At 74.1% G+C, this 15242-nt stretch carries 19 protein-coding genes; 16 read left to right on the top strand and 3 right to left on the bottom strand.

Going from position 1 to position 15242, the window contains the following annotated elements; genetic code table 11:
• Nucleotides 1–63 precede the first annotated feature (63 nt).
• From K8Z49_RS07260 to K8Z49_RS07280, 5 genes are all read left to right on the top strand, one after another.
• Nucleotides 64–594: a TetR/AcrR family transcriptional regulator gene (locus tag K8Z49_RS07260; protein ID WP_412517876.1), complete on the top strand. Its 531-nt coding sequence runs from the start codon at nucleotides 64–66 to the stop codon at nucleotides 592–594.
• A 72-nt stretch (nucleotides 595–666) separates the two neighbouring features.
• On the top strand, nucleotides 667–2190 hold the full coding sequence (locus K8Z49_RS07265) for a DHA2 family efflux MFS transporter permease subunit (protein WP_412517877.1): 1524 nt from the start codon (nucleotides 667–669) through the stop codon (nucleotides 2188–2190).
• Nucleotides 2191–2304: 114 nt separating this feature from the next.
• The gene (locus K8Z49_RS07270; protein ID WP_075024177.1) at nucleotides 2305–3504 is read left to right on the top strand and encodes a sensor histidine kinase; all 1200 of its coding nucleotides are present in this window, start codon (nucleotides 2305–2307) and stop codon (nucleotides 3502–3504) included.
• Nucleotides 3485–3913: a pyridoxamine 5'-phosphate oxidase family protein gene (locus K8Z49_RS07275; protein WP_024935122.1), complete on the top strand. Its 429-nt coding sequence runs from the start codon at nucleotides 3485–3487 to the stop codon at nucleotides 3911–3913. Before K8Z49_RS07270 ends, K8Z49_RS07275 begins: the two co-directional genes overlap by 20 nt.
• Before the next feature lie 28 nt (nucleotides 3914–3941).
• Nucleotides 3942–4607 carry a response regulator transcription factor gene (locus K8Z49_RS07280; RefSeq protein ID WP_024935121.1) on the top strand — a complete coding sequence of 222 codons (666 nt, stop codon included), beginning with the start codon at nucleotides 3942–3944 and terminating at the stop codon, nucleotides 4605–4607.
• On the opposite strand, the gene K8Z49_RS07285 is transcribed toward K8Z49_RS07280, so the two are convergent.
• Nucleotides 4604–6121: an MDR family MFS transporter gene (locus K8Z49_RS07285; protein ID WP_021599462.1), complete on the bottom strand. Its 1518-nt coding sequence runs from the start codon at nucleotides 6119–6121 to the stop codon at nucleotides 4604–4606. The two genes, K8Z49_RS07280 and K8Z49_RS07285, sit on opposite strands and share 4 nt — an antisense overlap.
• An 85-nt stretch (nucleotides 6122–6206) precedes the next feature.
• Between K8Z49_RS07285 and K8Z49_RS07290 the strand changes: the two genes are divergently transcribed.
• Complete coding sequence (locus tag K8Z49_RS07290) at nucleotides 6207–6662, top strand: MarR family winged helix-turn-helix transcriptional regulator (RefSeq protein WP_250355714.1); 456 nt, start codon at nucleotides 6207–6209, stop codon at nucleotides 6660–6662.
• Here the strand turns inward: K8Z49_RS07290 and K8Z49_RS07295 are convergent.
• Both K8Z49_RS07295 and K8Z49_RS07300 read right to left on the bottom strand, forming a co-directional pair.
• Nucleotides 6650–6904 carry a DUF3817 domain-containing protein gene (locus K8Z49_RS07295; RefSeq protein ID WP_075024218.1) on the bottom strand — a complete coding sequence of 85 codons (255 nt, stop codon included), beginning with the start codon at nucleotides 6902–6904 and terminating at the stop codon, nucleotides 6650–6652. The genes K8Z49_RS07290 and K8Z49_RS07295 overlap by 13 nt on opposite strands.
• A gap of 5 nt (nucleotides 6905–6909) precedes the next feature.
• On the bottom strand, nucleotides 6910–7353 hold the full coding sequence (locus tag K8Z49_RS07300) for a hypothetical protein (protein WP_021599465.1): 444 nt from the start codon (nucleotides 7351–7353) through the stop codon (nucleotides 6910–6912).
• Between the two features lie 114 nt (nucleotides 7354–7467).
• Between K8Z49_RS07300 and K8Z49_RS07305 the strand changes: the two genes are divergently transcribed.
• The 10 genes from K8Z49_RS07305 to K8Z49_RS07350 all read left to right on the top strand — a co-directional run bounded on the left by K8Z49_RS07305 (nucleotide 7468) and on the right by K8Z49_RS07350 (nucleotide 15148).
• The gene (locus K8Z49_RS07305; protein ID WP_412517878.1) at nucleotides 7468–7791 is read left to right on the top strand and encodes a PadR family transcriptional regulator; all 324 of its coding nucleotides are present in this window, start codon (nucleotides 7468–7470) and stop codon (nucleotides 7789–7791) included.
• A complete protein-coding gene (locus K8Z49_RS07310) occupies nucleotides 7788–8468 on the top strand; it encodes a permease prefix domain 1-containing protein (RefSeq protein ID WP_075024180.1) in 681 nt (226 codons plus the stop codon). Before K8Z49_RS07305 ends, K8Z49_RS07310 begins: the two co-directional genes overlap by 4 nt.
• 129 nt (nucleotides 8469–8597) lie before the next feature.
• Nucleotides 8598–9737 carry a sensor histidine kinase gene (locus K8Z49_RS07315; RefSeq protein WP_412517879.1) on the top strand — a complete coding sequence of 380 codons (1140 nt, stop codon included), beginning with the start codon at nucleotides 8598–8600 and terminating at the stop codon, nucleotides 9735–9737.
• The gene (locus K8Z49_RS07320; RefSeq protein WP_021596810.1) at nucleotides 9734–10408 is read left to right on the top strand and encodes a response regulator; all 675 of its coding nucleotides are present in this window, start codon (nucleotides 9734–9736) and stop codon (nucleotides 10406–10408) included. The genes K8Z49_RS07315 and K8Z49_RS07320 overlap by 4 nt, the downstream gene beginning before the upstream one ends.
• A 90-nt stretch (nucleotides 10409–10498) precedes the next feature.
• Nucleotides 10499–10711, top strand: a complete 213-nt coding sequence (locus K8Z49_RS07325) for a hypothetical protein (protein ID WP_143118779.1) — start codon at nucleotides 10499–10501, stop codon at nucleotides 10709–10711.
• A gap of 1 nt (nucleotide 10712) precedes the next feature.
• Nucleotides 10713–12821 (top strand): MMPL family transporter, encoded by a 2109-nt coding sequence (locus tag K8Z49_RS07330; RefSeq protein ID WP_021596812.1) that lies wholly within the window; start codon nucleotides 10713–10715, stop codon nucleotides 12819–12821.
• Nucleotides 12822–12848: 27 nt separating this feature from the next.
• On the top strand, nucleotides 12849–13643 hold the full coding sequence (locus K8Z49_RS07335; RefSeq protein ID WP_021596813.1) for an SDR family NAD(P)-dependent oxidoreductase: 795 nt from the start codon (nucleotides 12849–12851) through the stop codon (nucleotides 13641–13643).
• 120 nt (nucleotides 13644–13763) lie between these two features.
• A complete protein-coding gene (locus K8Z49_RS07340; protein WP_021596814.1) occupies nucleotides 13764–14159 on the top strand; it encodes an ArsR/SmtB family transcription factor in 396 nt (131 codons plus the stop codon).
• Nucleotides 14092–14574 carry an SRPBCC family protein gene (locus K8Z49_RS07345; protein WP_220126644.1) on the top strand — a complete coding sequence of 161 codons (483 nt, stop codon included), beginning with the start codon at nucleotides 14092–14094 and terminating at the stop codon, nucleotides 14572–14574. Before K8Z49_RS07340 ends, K8Z49_RS07345 begins: the two co-directional genes overlap by 68 nt.
• Complete coding sequence (locus K8Z49_RS07350) at nucleotides 14561–15148, top strand: TIGR03086 family metal-binding protein (protein ID WP_075024184.1); 588 nt, start codon at nucleotides 14561–14563, stop codon at nucleotides 15146–15148. The genes K8Z49_RS07345 and K8Z49_RS07350 overlap by 14 nt, the downstream gene beginning before the upstream one ends.
• Nucleotides 15149–15242 lie beyond the last annotated feature (94 nt).

The following is a 15242-nucleotide window of genomic DNA, read 5'->3' on the forward strand; positions in this document are numbered from 1 at the left end:
CCCCATGGAGAAACCCGCGGCGGGGGGTTGACGTGTATTGATTGGTGTATCAATAATGAGCCCATGGCGACGACACGAGGCAGCCGCAGACCCACCGCCGAAGAACGCCGCGACCAGGTGCTCGAAGCCGGGATCAGCGTGTTCGCCGAGTTCGGGTACCACGCCACGAAGACCGCCGACATCGCCAAGTGGGCCGGCATCTCCCAGCCCTACATCTACGCCCTGTTCGACGACAAGAAGGCCCTGTTCCTCGCCTGCCTGCAACGCTCGCGCGAGCAGATCAGGGACGCGTTCGCGGCGGCCTGGACGCCCCGCGACACCCCGGAGGAGACGCTCGCCGTGCTCGGCCGGACCTACCGCGGCCTCCTCGGCGACACCGACGCGCGGCGCCTCCAGATGCAGGGGTACGCCGCCTCCGCCGATCCGGAGATCCGCGAGTTCATGAGGCGCGGTTTCATGGAGGTCTCCGACATGCTCAGGGAGCGGACGGGGGCCGACCACGCGACGGTGGCGCGCTTCATGGCCGCCGGCAACCTGCTCAACCTCGGCGCGGTGCTCGACCTCCCGTCCGAGTACATCGACATGGTCTTCTGACCCCCCGTCCCGCCACGGCAGGACTCCTTTTCGGACCGTATTTATAGGTCTATCAATCAATAGGAGCCCGCAGTGTCCTCCCCCACCACATCGCTCACCGCGCCGAAGAGCGCATCGCCCATCGGGCAGGCGCCCGCCGCCTACCCGCGCCGCTGGTACACGCTGGCCGTGCTGTGCCTGTCACTGCTGGTGATCGTCGTCGACACGACGATCGTCAACGTAGCGATCCCCACCCTGGCCTCCTCGCTCGGTGCCGGCGCCGGGGCGCTGGCCTGGATCGTCGACTCCTACACCCTGGTCTTCGCCGCCCTGCTGCTGCCCGCCGGAACCCTCGGCGACCGGTTCGGCCGGCACCGCGCGCTCACCGCCGGGATGCTCGTGTTCGGCGCCGGATCGGTCGGCGCCGCGGTGTCGTCCACCGCCGCGCAACTGATCGCCGCCCGCGCGGTCATGGGCGTCGGCGCCGCACTGATCATGCCCGCGACGCTGGCGCTGCTGACCGCCGTGTTCACCGACCCGCGCGAGCGGGCCAGGGCGATCGGCCTGTGGTCGGCGGTGAGCGGCCTCGGCGTCGCGATCGGCCCGACGGCGGGCGGCTGGCTGCTCCAGCACTACTCGTGGGGCGCGATCTTCGCGGTGAACCTGCCGGTCGTCCTCGTCGCGCTGGTCGCGGGCCGGTTCCTCGTGCCGGCCTCGTCGGCGCCGCACCGGCCGCGGATCGACGCGACCGGCGCGGTCCTCGCCGCGGCCGGGCTGGGTTCGCTCACCTACGCGGTCATCCAGGCGGGCGAGAGCGGCTGGGCCACGTCCGGGACGCTGCTGCGCTTCGCGGCCGCGCTCGTCCTGCTGGCGGCCTTCGGCGTCTCGCAGGTGCGCGGCGCCCACCCGATGCTGGATCTGAGCCTGTTCCGGGACGGCCGGTTCACCGCCGCCGCGGTCTCGGTGATGGTGCTGTTCTTCGGGCTCGCCGGAGTCACCTTCGTGCTCACCCAGATCTACCAGTTCGTCCTGGGCTACTCGCCGCTGGAGGCCGGGGTCCGGTCGCTGCCCGGCGCGCTCGCGCTGACCGTCGCGTCCCCCGCCGGGACCCGGCTCGCCGCCCGGTTCGGGATCCGCGCCGCGATGACGTCCGGGCTGCTGGCCGCCGCCGCGGGGCTGGGGTTCTTCGCCACCGCGTCCGGCGGGACCGGCTACGTCCACTACATGACCGCGTCGGTTGTGCTGTGCGCCGGGATCGGGCTGACCATGGCCCCGGCCACCCAGTCGGTCATGTCCTCGCTACCGCCCGCCAAGACCGGCGTCGGCTCGGCGGTCAGCAACACCACCCGCAACCTCGGCACCGTCCTCGGCGTCGCGGTCGTCGGCAGCATCGCCGCCACCGCCTACTCCGGCTCCATGCCGGACGGCGCCGCGGGCGAGTCGGTCGGCTCCGCCGCCGGGATCGCGCGGCACCTGCCCGCGCCCGCCGCGGCCTCGCTGCGGGAGACCGCCGCGCAGGCGTTCGTCCACGGCGCCGGCCTCGGCGTGCTGGTCACGGCGGCCGTCATCCTGGTCACCGCGGCGCTCGCCGTCCGGTACCTGCCCGGCCGCGGCTGAGCCGACCGCCCGGAGGGGCCGCGCGGCCCCTCCGGCACGCCCGCATACCAAAGTCGATGGCGCCGCGACCTGCGGCCACTGCCGGAAACGGGCCGCCTGGCTACCGTTGGGCCCGTGACCCCAAGGCGATCGTGGCGCGAATGGCTGGACGACGCGGCGCTGGCCGTCATCGCGGCGCTGCTCGGCGCGCTGCTCCTCCTCGGCACGGTGGAGGACCCGCCCTCGGGCGAGACGATCTCCGTTCCGCGCGACCTGGCGTTCGGCGGGCTGCACTGCGTGGCCCTCCTGCTGTTCCGCCGCCGCTACCCGGTCGCCGTCGCGGTGACGATGACCTTCACGCAGTGGTCCGCGACCTCGGCCCTCGGCGCCACCGCCATCGCGATGTACTCCCTGGCGATGCTGCGCCCCTGGCGGACGCTCCTGCCGATCGCCGCGGCGAACCTCGCGCTGATCCTGGCGCTGTTCCGGATCACCTCGCCCGACCACCAGTTCCGCCAGGGCGCCGTCACGTTCGCGCTCCTGTACGCGGTGCTGATCACCGCGGGGATGCTCGTCCGCTCCCGGCGCCAGCTGATCGCGTCGCTGGAGGAGCGGGCCCGCGCCGCCGAGACCGAGCAGCGGCTGCGGGTCGAGGAGGCCCGGCTGCTGGAGCGCGAGCGCATCGCCCGCGAGATGCACGACGTCCTGGCGCACCGGATCTCGCTGCTGGCGGTGCACGCGGGGGCGCTGGAGTTCCGCCCGGACGCGCCCGCCGACCAGCGCGAGGCGGCCGGGATCATCCGGCAGAGCGCCTACGAGGCGATGGAGGACCTGCGCGAGGTGATCGGCGTGCTGCGGGACGACGCGGCCGGCGCGGAGCCCGAGCGGCCCCAGCCGACGCTCGGCGACGTGGCCGCGCTCGTCCAGGAGTCGCGGCGCGCCGGGGGCCGCGTCACGCTGGAGGAGGACGTCCCGAAGCCGGACCGGATCCCGTCCCGGGTCGGGCGGCACGCCTACCGGATCGTCCAGGAGGGGCTGACCAACGCGCGCAAGCACGCGCCGGGCGCCCGGGTCAGGGTGACCCTCGCCGCCGGGAGCGACCTGGACATCGAGATCGTCAACGCCCTGCCGCCGGGCCCGCCGGCGCTCCCGCTGCCCGGTTCCGGCGCGGGGCTCGTCGGGCTCGCCGAACGCGTGGCCCTGCTGGGCGGGACGCTGGAGCACGGCCGCACCGGGGACGGCCGGTTCCGGCTGCGCGCCCGCCTCCCGCTGGAGACCGCGCATGGCGCCGGGGCCGCTGGGAAGGGTGATACGCATGGCAGCGAACTCCTCTGAGCGGCCGGTGCTGGAAGAACTCGACCGCGCCGAGTGCCTGCGGCTCATCTCCGGGGGCGCCATCGGCCGCGTCGCGTTCGACGACGGCGAGGGGCCGACGGTCATCCCGGTGAACTACGCCGTCGCCGGCGACGCGGTGGTCTTCCGGACGTCGGTGTCCGGGCGGCTGAGCCACAGCCTGCTGACGTCCGTGGTCGGCGGCGAGGTACGGGCGGCGTTCCAGGTCGACCGGTTCGACGAGGCGAGCCACGAGGGCTGGAGCGTGCTCCTGCGCGGCGGCGCCCATCCCCTGACGGAGGAGGAGAAGGCCGAGGTCCCGCGGCTCGAGTCCTGGCCCGGCGGCGACCGGGAGGCGTGGTTCCGGCTCGCGGCGACGGAGGTCAGCGGACGCCGCCTGCGCCGGCCCTGACCCGGCCCGCGGGCCGTAGGGTGACCGGATGGACTCCCCTCACGTCCGGGTGCTGATCGTGGACGACGACGCGCTCGTCCGCGCCGGCCTGTCGATGATGCTGTCGAGCGCCGAGGACCTCGAGGTCGTCGCCGACGTCTCCGACGGCGCCGAGGTCGTCGCCGCGGTCAACCAGCACCGTCCCGACGTCGTGCTGATGGACATCCGGATGCCGCGGGTGGACGGTCTCGCCGCGACCGGGCTGCTGCGCTCCCGCCGCGACCCGCCCGAGATCATCATCCTGACGACGTTCGACACCGACGACCACATCCTGCGGGCGATGCGGGCGGGCGCCAGCGGGTTCCTGCTGAAGCACACCCCGCCGCCGGAGATCGTCCGCGCGATCCGGCAGGTCGCGGCGGGCGAGCCGATGATGTCGCCGGCGGTGCTGCGCAAGATGATGTCGTACGTGGCCGAGAGCGGCGCCGACCCGCGCCGGGCCCGCGCCCGCGAGCTGCTCGGCAGGCTGAGCGACGGCGAGCGGGCGGTGGCCGCTCTCGTCGGCCGCGGCCGGACCAACAGCGAGATCGGCCGGGAGCTGTCACTGAGCGTCGCCACCGTGAAGGCGTACGTGTCGCGGCTGCTCACGAAGCTGGAGCTGAACAACCGCGTCCAGATCGCGCTGCTCGTCCACGACGCCGCGCTCGACGACTAGTCCGGCGGGGGCTTCGCGGGTCCGCGCGGGGCCAGGGGGACGTGCCTGAGCAGCAGCGCCGCGGCGAGGCCGGCGGCGAGGACGGGCAGCGCCGCGACGAACAGGGTGGAGAAGGCGTCCGCGAACGCCTCGGCGACACCGTCCCGGACCGGGGCGGGGAGCGAGCCGAGCACCTCGGGGCGGACGGCGTCGGCGTACGCGGGCGCCCGCCCGTCCGGGACGTGCCGGACGACCTCCTCGGCGAACCGGTGGGACACGATGGCGCCGAAGACCGCCATCCCGGCGGCCGTCCCGAGCATGCGGGTCGCGAACACCCCGGAGCCGGCCGCGCCGAGATCCCCGGGCGGCGCCGCGTTCTGCGCGATGAGCAGGACGACCTGCTGGGACAGCCCGGCCCCGAACCCGAGGACGGCCATGAAGCAGCCGGCGGTGAACGGGCCGGTGCCGGTGTCCATGGTCGCCAGCAGCGCGACGCCCGCCGCGCTGATCGCCATGCCGGCGGCGGGCAGCCGGTGGTAGCGGCCGGTCCGGTGGATGCGGCGCCCGGCGGCCGTCGAGGCGATGAGGAGCGCGGCCATCATCGGCAGGAGCAGCAGGCCCGATCGGGTGGCGTCCACTCCCTTGACGACCTGGAAGAACATCGGGAGGTAGGTGGCGAGGCCGAACCCGGTGGCGCCGCCGGCGGCGGCGACGGCGCAGGCCACGCTGAACGACCGGTCGCGGAAGAGGCGGGGCGGGATGACCGGCTCGGCCGCCGTCCGCTCGGCGAGGACCCACACCGTGAAGAGCACCGCCGCCGCGGCGGCCAGCCCGAGCACGACCGGCGAGGTCCACGCGTGGCGCGTCCCGGCCCAGCTGGTGAACAGGGTGAAGCAGGTGACCGCCGAGCCGAGCAGGACGATGCCGGTGACGTCGATCCGCGGGCGGCGGCGGGGTTTCGGCAGGCGCAGGAACAGCACGGTCGTGGCGGTGGCGGCGAGGCCTAGCGGCATGTTGACGTAGAACACCCACCGCCAGGAGGCGTGGTCGGTGAGGAACCCGCCGGCGAGCGGGCCCGCGATGCTGGAGACGGCGAAGATCGCCGCCGAGTATCCCTGGTACCTGGCCCGCTCCCGCGGCTCGAACAGCTCGCCGGTGAGCGCGAACATCGAGCTCATCAGGCACCCGGCGGCGGCGCCCTGGACGGCGCGGAACACGATCAGCCAGGTCATGTCCGGCGCGGCCCCGCAGGCCGCCGACCCGGCGAGGAAGCCCAGCAGGCCGGTCAGCAGGACGGGACGGCGCCCGAACAGGTCCCCGAGCCGCCCCGACAGCGGGACGGTCACGCTGGTGGCCAGCACGTACGCGGTGGACACCCAGGCGATGCGGCCGAGCCCGCCGAGGTCGCCGACGATCGCCGGCAGCGCGGTGCCGAGCACCGTCGCGTCCAGCGAGGACATGAGCCCGGCGAGCATCAGCCCGCCGAAGACCAGCAGCCGCCGGCGGTGGGTCATCGGCGCCGTCGTCGTCACCATGAATGCACCTCGCAGTCATATGCTTTGAACAAGTGAATGCTAGACGCATACAGATGAGCGAGGCAACCTAGCTAGACTGGCCGCCATGGGCGACGAGGCACTGGACGCGGTCGAGCGGAGCATGGTCAGGCTGCGCCGGGGCATGTCGCGGCAGCGGCTCGGCAAGGCGGCGATCCGCGACCACAACCTCCCCGTGGACGTGCAGGTCCTGCATGTCGTGGACGTCGTGGACGAGGGCCCCGACCGGCCCGGGGAGGAGATGAGCGTCGGGCTGGTCGCGTCCCGGCTCGGCGTCGACGCCTCGCGCGGCAGCCGGATCGTCGCCGAGGCGGTCAAGTCCGGCTACGTCCGCCGCGTCGCGTCCCAGGAGGACGGCCGCCGCATCCACCTGGAGCTGACCGGTGCCGGGCGGGCCGTCGTGGAGGCCACCCGCCGCACCCGGCAGGAGCATTTCGCCAAGGCCATGAGCGGCTGGACGGACGAGGAGCGCGCCGAGTTCGCCCGCCTCCTCGCCCGCTTCGTCCACACCTACGAGGGCTGAGCGTCCCGGGTGCCGAGCCGCCGCAGGGCGAGCAGGCCGCCGATCCCGGGGACGACGGCGCGCAGCCGGGCGCCCGGCACGGGCGGCTCCAGCAGGGTGAGCGCGATCACGGCGAGATAGGCCGTGCCGTGCAGCGGGCCGATGAGGGAGGAGACCGCCGGCGCGTGCACGGTGGCCAGGTTGACCAGCAGGACGACCAGGGAGACGGCCTCGGCGGCCGCCGCGATCCGCAGGGCGCGCACCGGCCTCACGCTCCCGTGGTGGAGCCGGGGCGGACGATCATGAGCACGACGACGATCGCCCACAGCAGGTTGAACGTTCCGGTGAGCCCGGCCAGCCGCGCCACCGCCGAGGCCGGGACGTCCCCGCCGGGCGCGAGGGCGAGCAGCCTGCGCTGCCCGGGCAGGATCGCCAGCGCGAGCAGCGCGGCGGCGATGGCGGTCAGGATGATCGACGCGATCAGCCACGCGTCGGTGAGCACCCCCATCTTCGCGCCCGTCGCGAGCCCGAAGGCCGGGACGGCGGCGCCGAGGACCGTGTAACCGCGGCAGATGCGGTGCAGGAACGCGGCCGTCCCGTCGCCCGGTTCCGCCTGGCGCACGCAGCGGGGGAACACCGAGGCGGCGACGGCGATCGGGCCGATCGCCAGGATCGCCGCGAGGACGTGCACGGACAGCAGCACCTTGGTCATGACTCGCCCCTCCATAGGTCGGCTCTCAATATGTTTGCTGCCAATAGGTACCACGCCTACGCGGGCCATGTGTAGGCTGCCTACTCATGAGGGGCGGATCATGAGAGCACGGACATGAGGGCGGACGCGGTGCGCGGGCATCTGGACGGCCTGCTGCTGGCCGTGCTGGAGCACGGGCCCCTGCACGGCTACGCGATCATCACCGCGGTGCAGCGCCGCAGCGGCGGCGCGCTGGAGCTGCGCACCGGCACGATCTACCCGACACTGCAGCGGCTGGAGCGGCTCGGGTTCCTGCGCAGCAGCTGGGACGCGGTCGGCGAGCGGCGGCGCCGCCGCTACGAGCTGACCGACGCGGGGCGGGGCGCCCTCGCCGACGAGCGGGCGGCGTGGCGCGAGTTCACCGCCGCGATCGGCTCCGTCCTGAACCCGGCCACATGACCGCGCCCGGAGCCGACCCCGTCGAGGCGTGCGCCGAGGAGTACGCCGCCGCCCTGGCGGGCGCCCTGCGCGGCCCGGCACGCGCCAAGGCGCGCATGGTCGAGGAGATCCGCGACGGGTTCGCCGACACCGTCGCCGCCCACGCCGGTGCGGGACTCCCCCACGAGCACGCCGTCCGCCGGGCGGTGCACGAGTTCGGCACCGCCGAGGAGCTGGCCCCCTGCTGCCAGCGGGAGCTGACCATCGCCCAGACCCGCCGCACGGCCCGCGCCGCCGCGCTGGCCGTCCCGTTCCTGACCCTGTGCTGGCTGCTGATCTGGGCGTCCGGGCCCGGCCACGGCTGGCCGCTGCGGCTGCTCGCCGTCCATGTCGCCTGCGTCGCCGTCACCGCCGGGCTGCTCGCCGCCGCCACCCTGGCCGCCACCGGCCCGGTCGCCCGCCGCGTGCCGGTGCCGGCCCGGCTGCCCCTGGCGGTCGCGTGGACCGGCACCGCGTCCGCCGTGGCCATGGGCCTCGCCGCGCTCGCCCTGGTCGTCTCCTCGGCGCTCGCCGGGGACTGGCCGCTGATGGTGCTCTCCGGCGGGTTCACCGCCGCGTCCCATGCGGTGGTCGCGGGCTCGTCCCGCGCCTGCCGGGAGTGCGCCCGGCTTCCGGGGTCCGGCGCCGCCCACGCCTGACGCCCCGCCGCATCATCCTCTGGTCGCGGCCGTGGAGCGTCCGCCTACACCAGCGGTTGCAGGTGCGGGCCGGGGCGTTAGCCCGGGCGGAGGACGGTGCCGGACGTGCGGCGCGCCTACGCTGGTCGCATGGGTGGTGGCGGTCCCCTGCAGCGCGGCCGTGTCCGGGACGCGGCCCTGGCCGGCGGTGTCCTGCTGGTGGTGTCGGTCAGCAGCCTGAACTCGGTCATCGGCGCCGGCGACGAACCGTGGCCGCGCACGGCGCTCGGCTGGGCGCTGATCCTCCTCACCTGCGGGGCGCTGTACTTCGCGCGCCGGTACCCGGTGACCGTCGCCGCCCTGTCCCTCGTCACGACCGGGCTGTACTACGTCGCGAGCGTCCACGACGGCGGCCTGATGATCGCGCTCATCGTCGCCCTCTACATGGTCGCGGCGGGCGGCCGGCTCCAGGCGGCCGTCGTCCTCGCCGCCCTCACCGTGATCTGCACCGGGACGGGGACGCTGCTCGGGAACGAGGACGTCAACGGCGTCGCGCTGTTCATGCTGACCGGATGGGTGGTGGCGATGGTCGCGCTCGGCTGGGTCCGGCACAGCCGCCTCGCCTATCTGAGGGAGGCCGAGCGGCGCGCCGCGGGCGAGGAGCGGCTCCGCATCGCCCGCGAGCTGCACGACGTGGTCGGGCACCACCTCTCGCTCATCAACGTCCAGGCCGGGACGTCGCTGCACCGCTTCCACCGCGACCCGGCGCAGGGTGAGGCCGCGCTGGCCGCCATCAAGGAGTCCAGCCGGGACGCCCTGCGCGACCTGCGCGCGACGCTCGGGGTGCTCCGGCAGGCCGACGAGGAGGCGCCGACGGCTCCCGCCCCGGGCCTGGACGCGCTCGGCGACCTGATCGGGTCCGCGCGGTCGGCGGGGCTCACCGTGCACAGCCGCGTCACCGGTGCCGCGTCCCCGCCCACCGAGGTCGGCCTGGCCGCCTACCGGATCATCCAGGAGTCCCTCACCAACGTGTCGCGGCACGCCGCCGCCGCGGAGGTCACCGTGACCGTCGAGCACGGCCCCGGTGAGCACGGGCGGGGCGAGCTGCTGATCGAGGTCGCCGACGACGGCCCCGGCCAGGCCGCCGCCCCGGGCGCGGGCAGCGGGGTGGACGGCATGCGGGAGCGGGCCCGCGCCCTCGGCGGCGAGCTGACCGCGGGACCCGGGCCGCACGGCGGCTTCCTCGTCCGGGCCCGGCTGCCCTACCGGAACGAGGTGTCCGCACGGTGATCGAGGTACTGCTGGCCGACGACCAGGGCCTGGTGCGGGCCGGGTTCCGCTCCATCCTCGACGACGAGGACGACATCACGGTGACCGGGGAGGCCGCCGACGGCGAGCGGGCCGTGGCGGCCTGCCGCGAGCTGCGCCCCGACGTGGCGCTGCTGGACGTCCGGATGCCCCGGATGGACGGCCTGGAGGCCGCCCGGCGGATCACCGCCGACCCGCGGCTGGACGGCGTCCGCGTCGTCATCCTCACCACGTTCGACCTGGACGAGTACGTGTACGGCGCGCTGCGCGCGGGTGCCACCGGCTTCCTGCTGAAGGACACCGAGCCGGCCGAGCTGATCCACGCCGTGCGGGTCGCGGCGCGCGGCGACGCGCTGATCACCCCGTCCGTCACGCGGCGGCTCATCGGCGAGTTCGCCGGGCGGGTCGAGGTGCCCGAGCCCGGTCCCCGCCTGAGGTCCCTCACCGACCGCGAGCGCGAGGTCATGCTGCTCGTCGCCGCCGGGCAGAGCAACGACGAGATCGCCGACCGGCTCGTCCTCAGCCCCGCCACCGTCAAGTCGCACGTCAGCCGCATCATGGCGAAGGTGGACGCGCGCGACCGCGCCCAGCTGGTCGTGCTGGCCTACGAGTCGGGCATGGTCAACCCCCGCTGGATGCGACCCGGGAGGTAACCGGCCCGCCCGCCCCGCAACCGGTGGGGTGGCCCGGATGCCGACCGCGGGCCGATGCGCGGCGGCCTCCCGCGCCCGGACGCTGAGGCCATGAACGTCACCGGCGCCTTCATCGGGTTCTTCGTCGGCGGGGCCGCGGGCTTCCTGCTGACCGAGACCGTGGGCGCGTTCTTCACCTTCGTCCTGGACCGCACGCTCGACGTCGACGGCACGCCCGTGCTGCTCGCCGCCTTCGTCGCCGTGCCGGTCCTGTCCGCCCTGATCGGCGCCGCCGCCGGCGCCCGCATCACGAAGCGAGGTTGACATGACCACCCCCGGCACTCCCCCGGCCGGCCGTTTCGGACGCCTGGCCGCCTGGTCGCAGCGCCACCGCTGGGCCGCGCTCGCGCTGTGGGCCGTCGTGGTCGCGGTGATCACCGTCGGCTCGCAGGCCGCCGGCACCGCCTACCACAACGACTTCGCGCTGCCCGGGACCGATTCGCAGGCCGCCGCCGACCTGATGACCGAGCACGGCTCCCGGGAGGCGGGCGCCACCGTCCAGATCGTCGCCGAGAACCCGCGGGGCCTCGCCGGCGACCGCCCGGACGTCGACGCGATGCTGGCCGGCGTGCGCGGGCTCCCGTCGGTCGCCGCCGTCGGCCCGCTGACGATCTCGGAGTCCGGCACGATCGGCTACGCCACCGTCACGCTGGACGGGACGGCGCAGGACGTTCCCGCGGACCGCGTCACCAAGATCATCGATACCGCGCAGGCCGCGTCCGGCGACGGCCTGCGGATCGAGCTCGGCGGCGACCCGGTCCGCGGCGCCGAGGAAGGCGGGGGCGGCGGGGCCGAGGGCGCGGGGATGCTGGCCGCGCTGGTCATCCTCGTGCTGCTGTTCGGCTCCCTCGTCGCCGCCGCGCTCCCGCTGGTCACCGCCCTGTTCGCGGTGGGCGGCGCGATCGGGCTGATCGCGCTGGCCTCGCACGCCTTCACGGTCGCCGACTTCACCCCGCCGATCATGATGCTGATCGGGCTCGGCGTCGGCGTCGACTACGCGCTGCTCATCTTCTACCGGTACCGGCAGGAGCTGCGCGAGGGCGCCGATCCCGCCGCCGCGACCCGCCGGTCCCTGGACGCGGCCGGGCGGACGGTGTTCTTCGCCGGCTGCACCGTGATCATCGCGCTGCTCGGCCTGATCGCGCTCGGCCTCGGGTCGCTCCAGGGCGTCGCGCTGGCCGTGGCCCTGACCGTGCTGGTCACCATGGCGGCGTCGCTGACGCTGCTGCCCGCGCTGCTGGGCGTCTTCGGCGAGCGGATCCGGCGCCACGTCCTCAAGCGGGCCGCGAAGGAGCGTCCGCGGGAGGGCGGCTGGCGGCGGCTGGCCTCGGCCGTCCAGCGCCGCCCGCTGCCCGCGCTGCTCGTCGCCGTCGCCGCGCTGCTCGCCCTCTCGGCGCCCGCGCTGGACATGCGCCTCGGCTTCGCCGACGCCGGCAACGACGCCCCGTCCACGACCAGCAGGCAGGCCTACGACCTGCTGGCCGAGGGGTTCGGCCCCGGCTTCAACGGCCCGCTCATCGTGGTCGCCCAGGGCGACCCCGGGCCGCTCAGGCAGACCCTGACCGGGACCGCGGGCATCGCCGCCGCGACACCGCCGCTGCCGTCCGGGGACGGGGCCGTGTCCGCCGTCATCGCCTACCCCACCACGGCGCCGCAGGACGAGGCCACCACCGCCCTCGTCCACGAGCTGCGCGAGGAGGTGCTCCCGTCGCTGTCGGCCCGCACCGGCACCGGCTACCTGGTCGGCGGCCCGACCGCCGCCGCGCAGGACTTCTCGGACTCGGTGTCGGCGCGGATGCCGCTGTTCGTCGCCGTCGTCGTCGGCCTGTCCGCCCTGCTGCTGATGGTGGTGTTCCGCTCGCTGCTGATCCCGGTCAAGGCCGCGCTGCTCAACCTGCTGTCCATCTCGGCCGCCCTCGGCGCGATCACCCTGGTGTTCCAGGACGGCCGGTTCGGCGCGCAGAGCGGCCCCATCGAGGCGTTCATCCCAGTGATGATCTTCGCGATCGTGTTCGGGCTGTCCATGGACTACGAGGTGTTCCTGGTGTCGCGCGTCCACGAGGAGTGGGAGCGCACGCGGGACCCGTCGCACGCCGTCCGGGAGGGGCTGGCCGCGACCGGCAAGGTCATCACGGCCGCCGCCGCCATCATGATCGTCGTGTTCGCGGCGTTCGTGCTCAGCCCCGACCGCATGCTCCAGCAGTTCGGGCTGGGCCTCGCCGTGGCCGTCCTGCTGGACGCCGTGGTCATCCGCTGCCTGATCGTCCCGGCCGTCATGGGCCTGCTCGGCCGGCACGCCTGGTGGCTGCCCGCGCCGCTCGCCCGGCGCCTGCCGAAGGTCGCGCTGGAGCGCCCCGCCGAGGGCCGCGCATAGGGGCGCCGCTTCGGGAAGGATCGTCGCATGGACATCGATCTCACCGGACGGACCGCCTTCGTGAGCGGCTCCACCCAGGGCATCGGCCGGGCCATCGCCGCGGGGCTGGCCCGGTCCGGCGCCACCACAGTGATCAACGGACGGTCCGAGAAGAGCGTCACCGAGGCCCTCGGGGCGCTCCGGGACGAGCTGCCCGGCGCCGGCCTGCGCGGCGTGGCCGCCGACGTCGCCACCGCGGAGGGAGCGCGGGCGCTTCTCGCCGAGCTGCCGTCCGCCGACATCCTGGTCAACAACCTCGGCATCTTCGAGCCGCGTCCCGTGCTGGAGCTCGACGACGCCGAATGGCGGCGGTACTTCGAGGTCAACGTCCTGTCCGGCGTGCGCCTCACCCGGCTCTACCTGCCCGGCATGATGGAGCGCGGCTGGGGCCGGGTGCAGTTCATCGCCAGCGACTCGGCGGTCGTGATCCCCGAGGAGATGGTGCACTACGGCATGTCGAAGACCGCGCTGCTCGCCGTCTCCCGCGGCTACGCGAAGGCCGCCGCCGGAACGGGCGTCACCGTCAACACGGTCATGGCCGGCCCGACCCACACCGGCGGCGTCGAGGACTTCGTCGCCGGCCTCGTCGGCGACGACCTTCCCTGGGACGCCGCGCAGCGCCGCTTCATGGCCGAGCACCGCCCGAACTCCCTCCTCCAGCGCCTCATCGAACCGGACGAGATAGCGAACATGGTCGTCTATCTGAGCTCCTCCCACGCCTCGGCCACGACCGGCGGCGCCGTCCGGGTGGACGGGGGCTACATCGACGCGATCCTCCCCTGACCCCGCTCTCTCCTCGGGCGCCTCATCTTCCTTTACGACCAGGGCTTTCAACCGCACGGTTTACAGGCGCGCGGCCTGCGGGGTAGCGTTGTTTCAACCGTTGAGTTGAAAGTGGGGGCGATGGCCACGGACACGCTGTCCCAAGTCTTCGCGGCCCTCGCGGATCCGACCCGGCGCGACATGGTGGCCCGGCTCTCGGAGGGCGACGCGACCGTGAGCCGGCTGGCCGAGCCGTACCGGATCTCGCTGCAGGCCGTCTACAAGCACCTGCGGGTCCTTGAGGACGCGGGGCTCGTCAGCCGGCCGCGCGGCCCGCAGCCCCGGCCGGTGCGCCTGGAGGCCGGCGCCCTCGACCTGATGGACGCCTGGATCGAACGCCACCGGCGCCGCATGGAGCGGCGCCACCGCCGCCTTGACACCGTCCTGGCGGAAATGGAGGGAGACGAAAGTGAGCGATCTCAGAGAGACGGTCATCGAGGCCGACCCGAAACTGCCGATCATCCGGATGACCCGTGACTTCGCGGCGGCGCCCGACCGGGTGCTCCGCGCCCACACCGACGCCGCGCTGTTCGCCAGGTGGATCGGGCCCGATGGCATGAGCACGCGGATCGAGCATTGGGACGCCACCACCGGCGGCAGCTGGCGGTTCGTCTCGGCGCGGGACGGCGAGGAGTACGGGTTCCACGGCTGCTTCCACGAAGTGGGGCCGGGCCGCATCGTGCAGACCTTCACGTACGAGGGCGAGCCCGATGGAGTCGCGCTGGAGACGCTGTGGTTCGACGACCTCGGGGGCGGCCGGACACGGCTGCGGACGCAGTCGCTGGTCGACAGCTTCGAGGGCCGCGACGCGTGGCTGCGCAGCGGCATGGAGGTCGGTGTCGACCAGGGTTACGCGAAGCTGGAGAGGATGTTCGCCGATGGCACTGTCTGATGACCCGCCCGAGCGGCACCGGCAGGTCGCCGGGCTGTTCACCGACCGCGTCCTCGGCACCCGGTCCTGGGACGCGCCGTCCCCGGTCGCGGACTGGACCGCGCGCGACGTCGTCCGCCACCTGACCGACTGGTTCCCCGGGTTCCTCGCCTCCGGCGCCGGGATCGACCTCCCCCGCGGACCGTCCGTGGACGAGGACCCGGCGGCGGCGTGGCGGGTTCACCGCGACGGCGTGCAAGCGCTGCTGGACGATCCGGAGACGCCGGACCGGAAGCTCACCAACCCCCACATCGGCAGCCTTCCGCTGGACACCGCGATCGACCGGTTCTACACGGCCGACGTGTTCATGCACACCTGGGACCTCTCCAGGGCCACCGGCCAGGACGACCGCCTGGACCCCGGCTTCTGCGCGCAACTTCTCGAGGGGATGCGGCCGATCGAGGACGTTCTCCGGTCTTCCGGTCAGTACGGACCTCGCGTCGAAGTCCCCGCAGATGCGGATGTCCAGACCCAGATGCTCGGATTCATCGGACGCGACCCGTTCTGGCGGAAACCCGGTCCGAACGGCCCGTGACCCACCTCCAACGCGTGCTTCTGGGTCGCCCCTATACCCGCTCTCTGTAGTCACTTGATCACAGTGCGGGTAGAGCTGGTGAGGACACACGGGC

The organism is Actinomadura madurae, assembly GCF_047130825.1.
GTDB lineage: Bacteria > Actinomycetota > Actinomycetes > Streptosporangiales > Streptosporangiaceae > Spirillospora > Spirillospora madurae.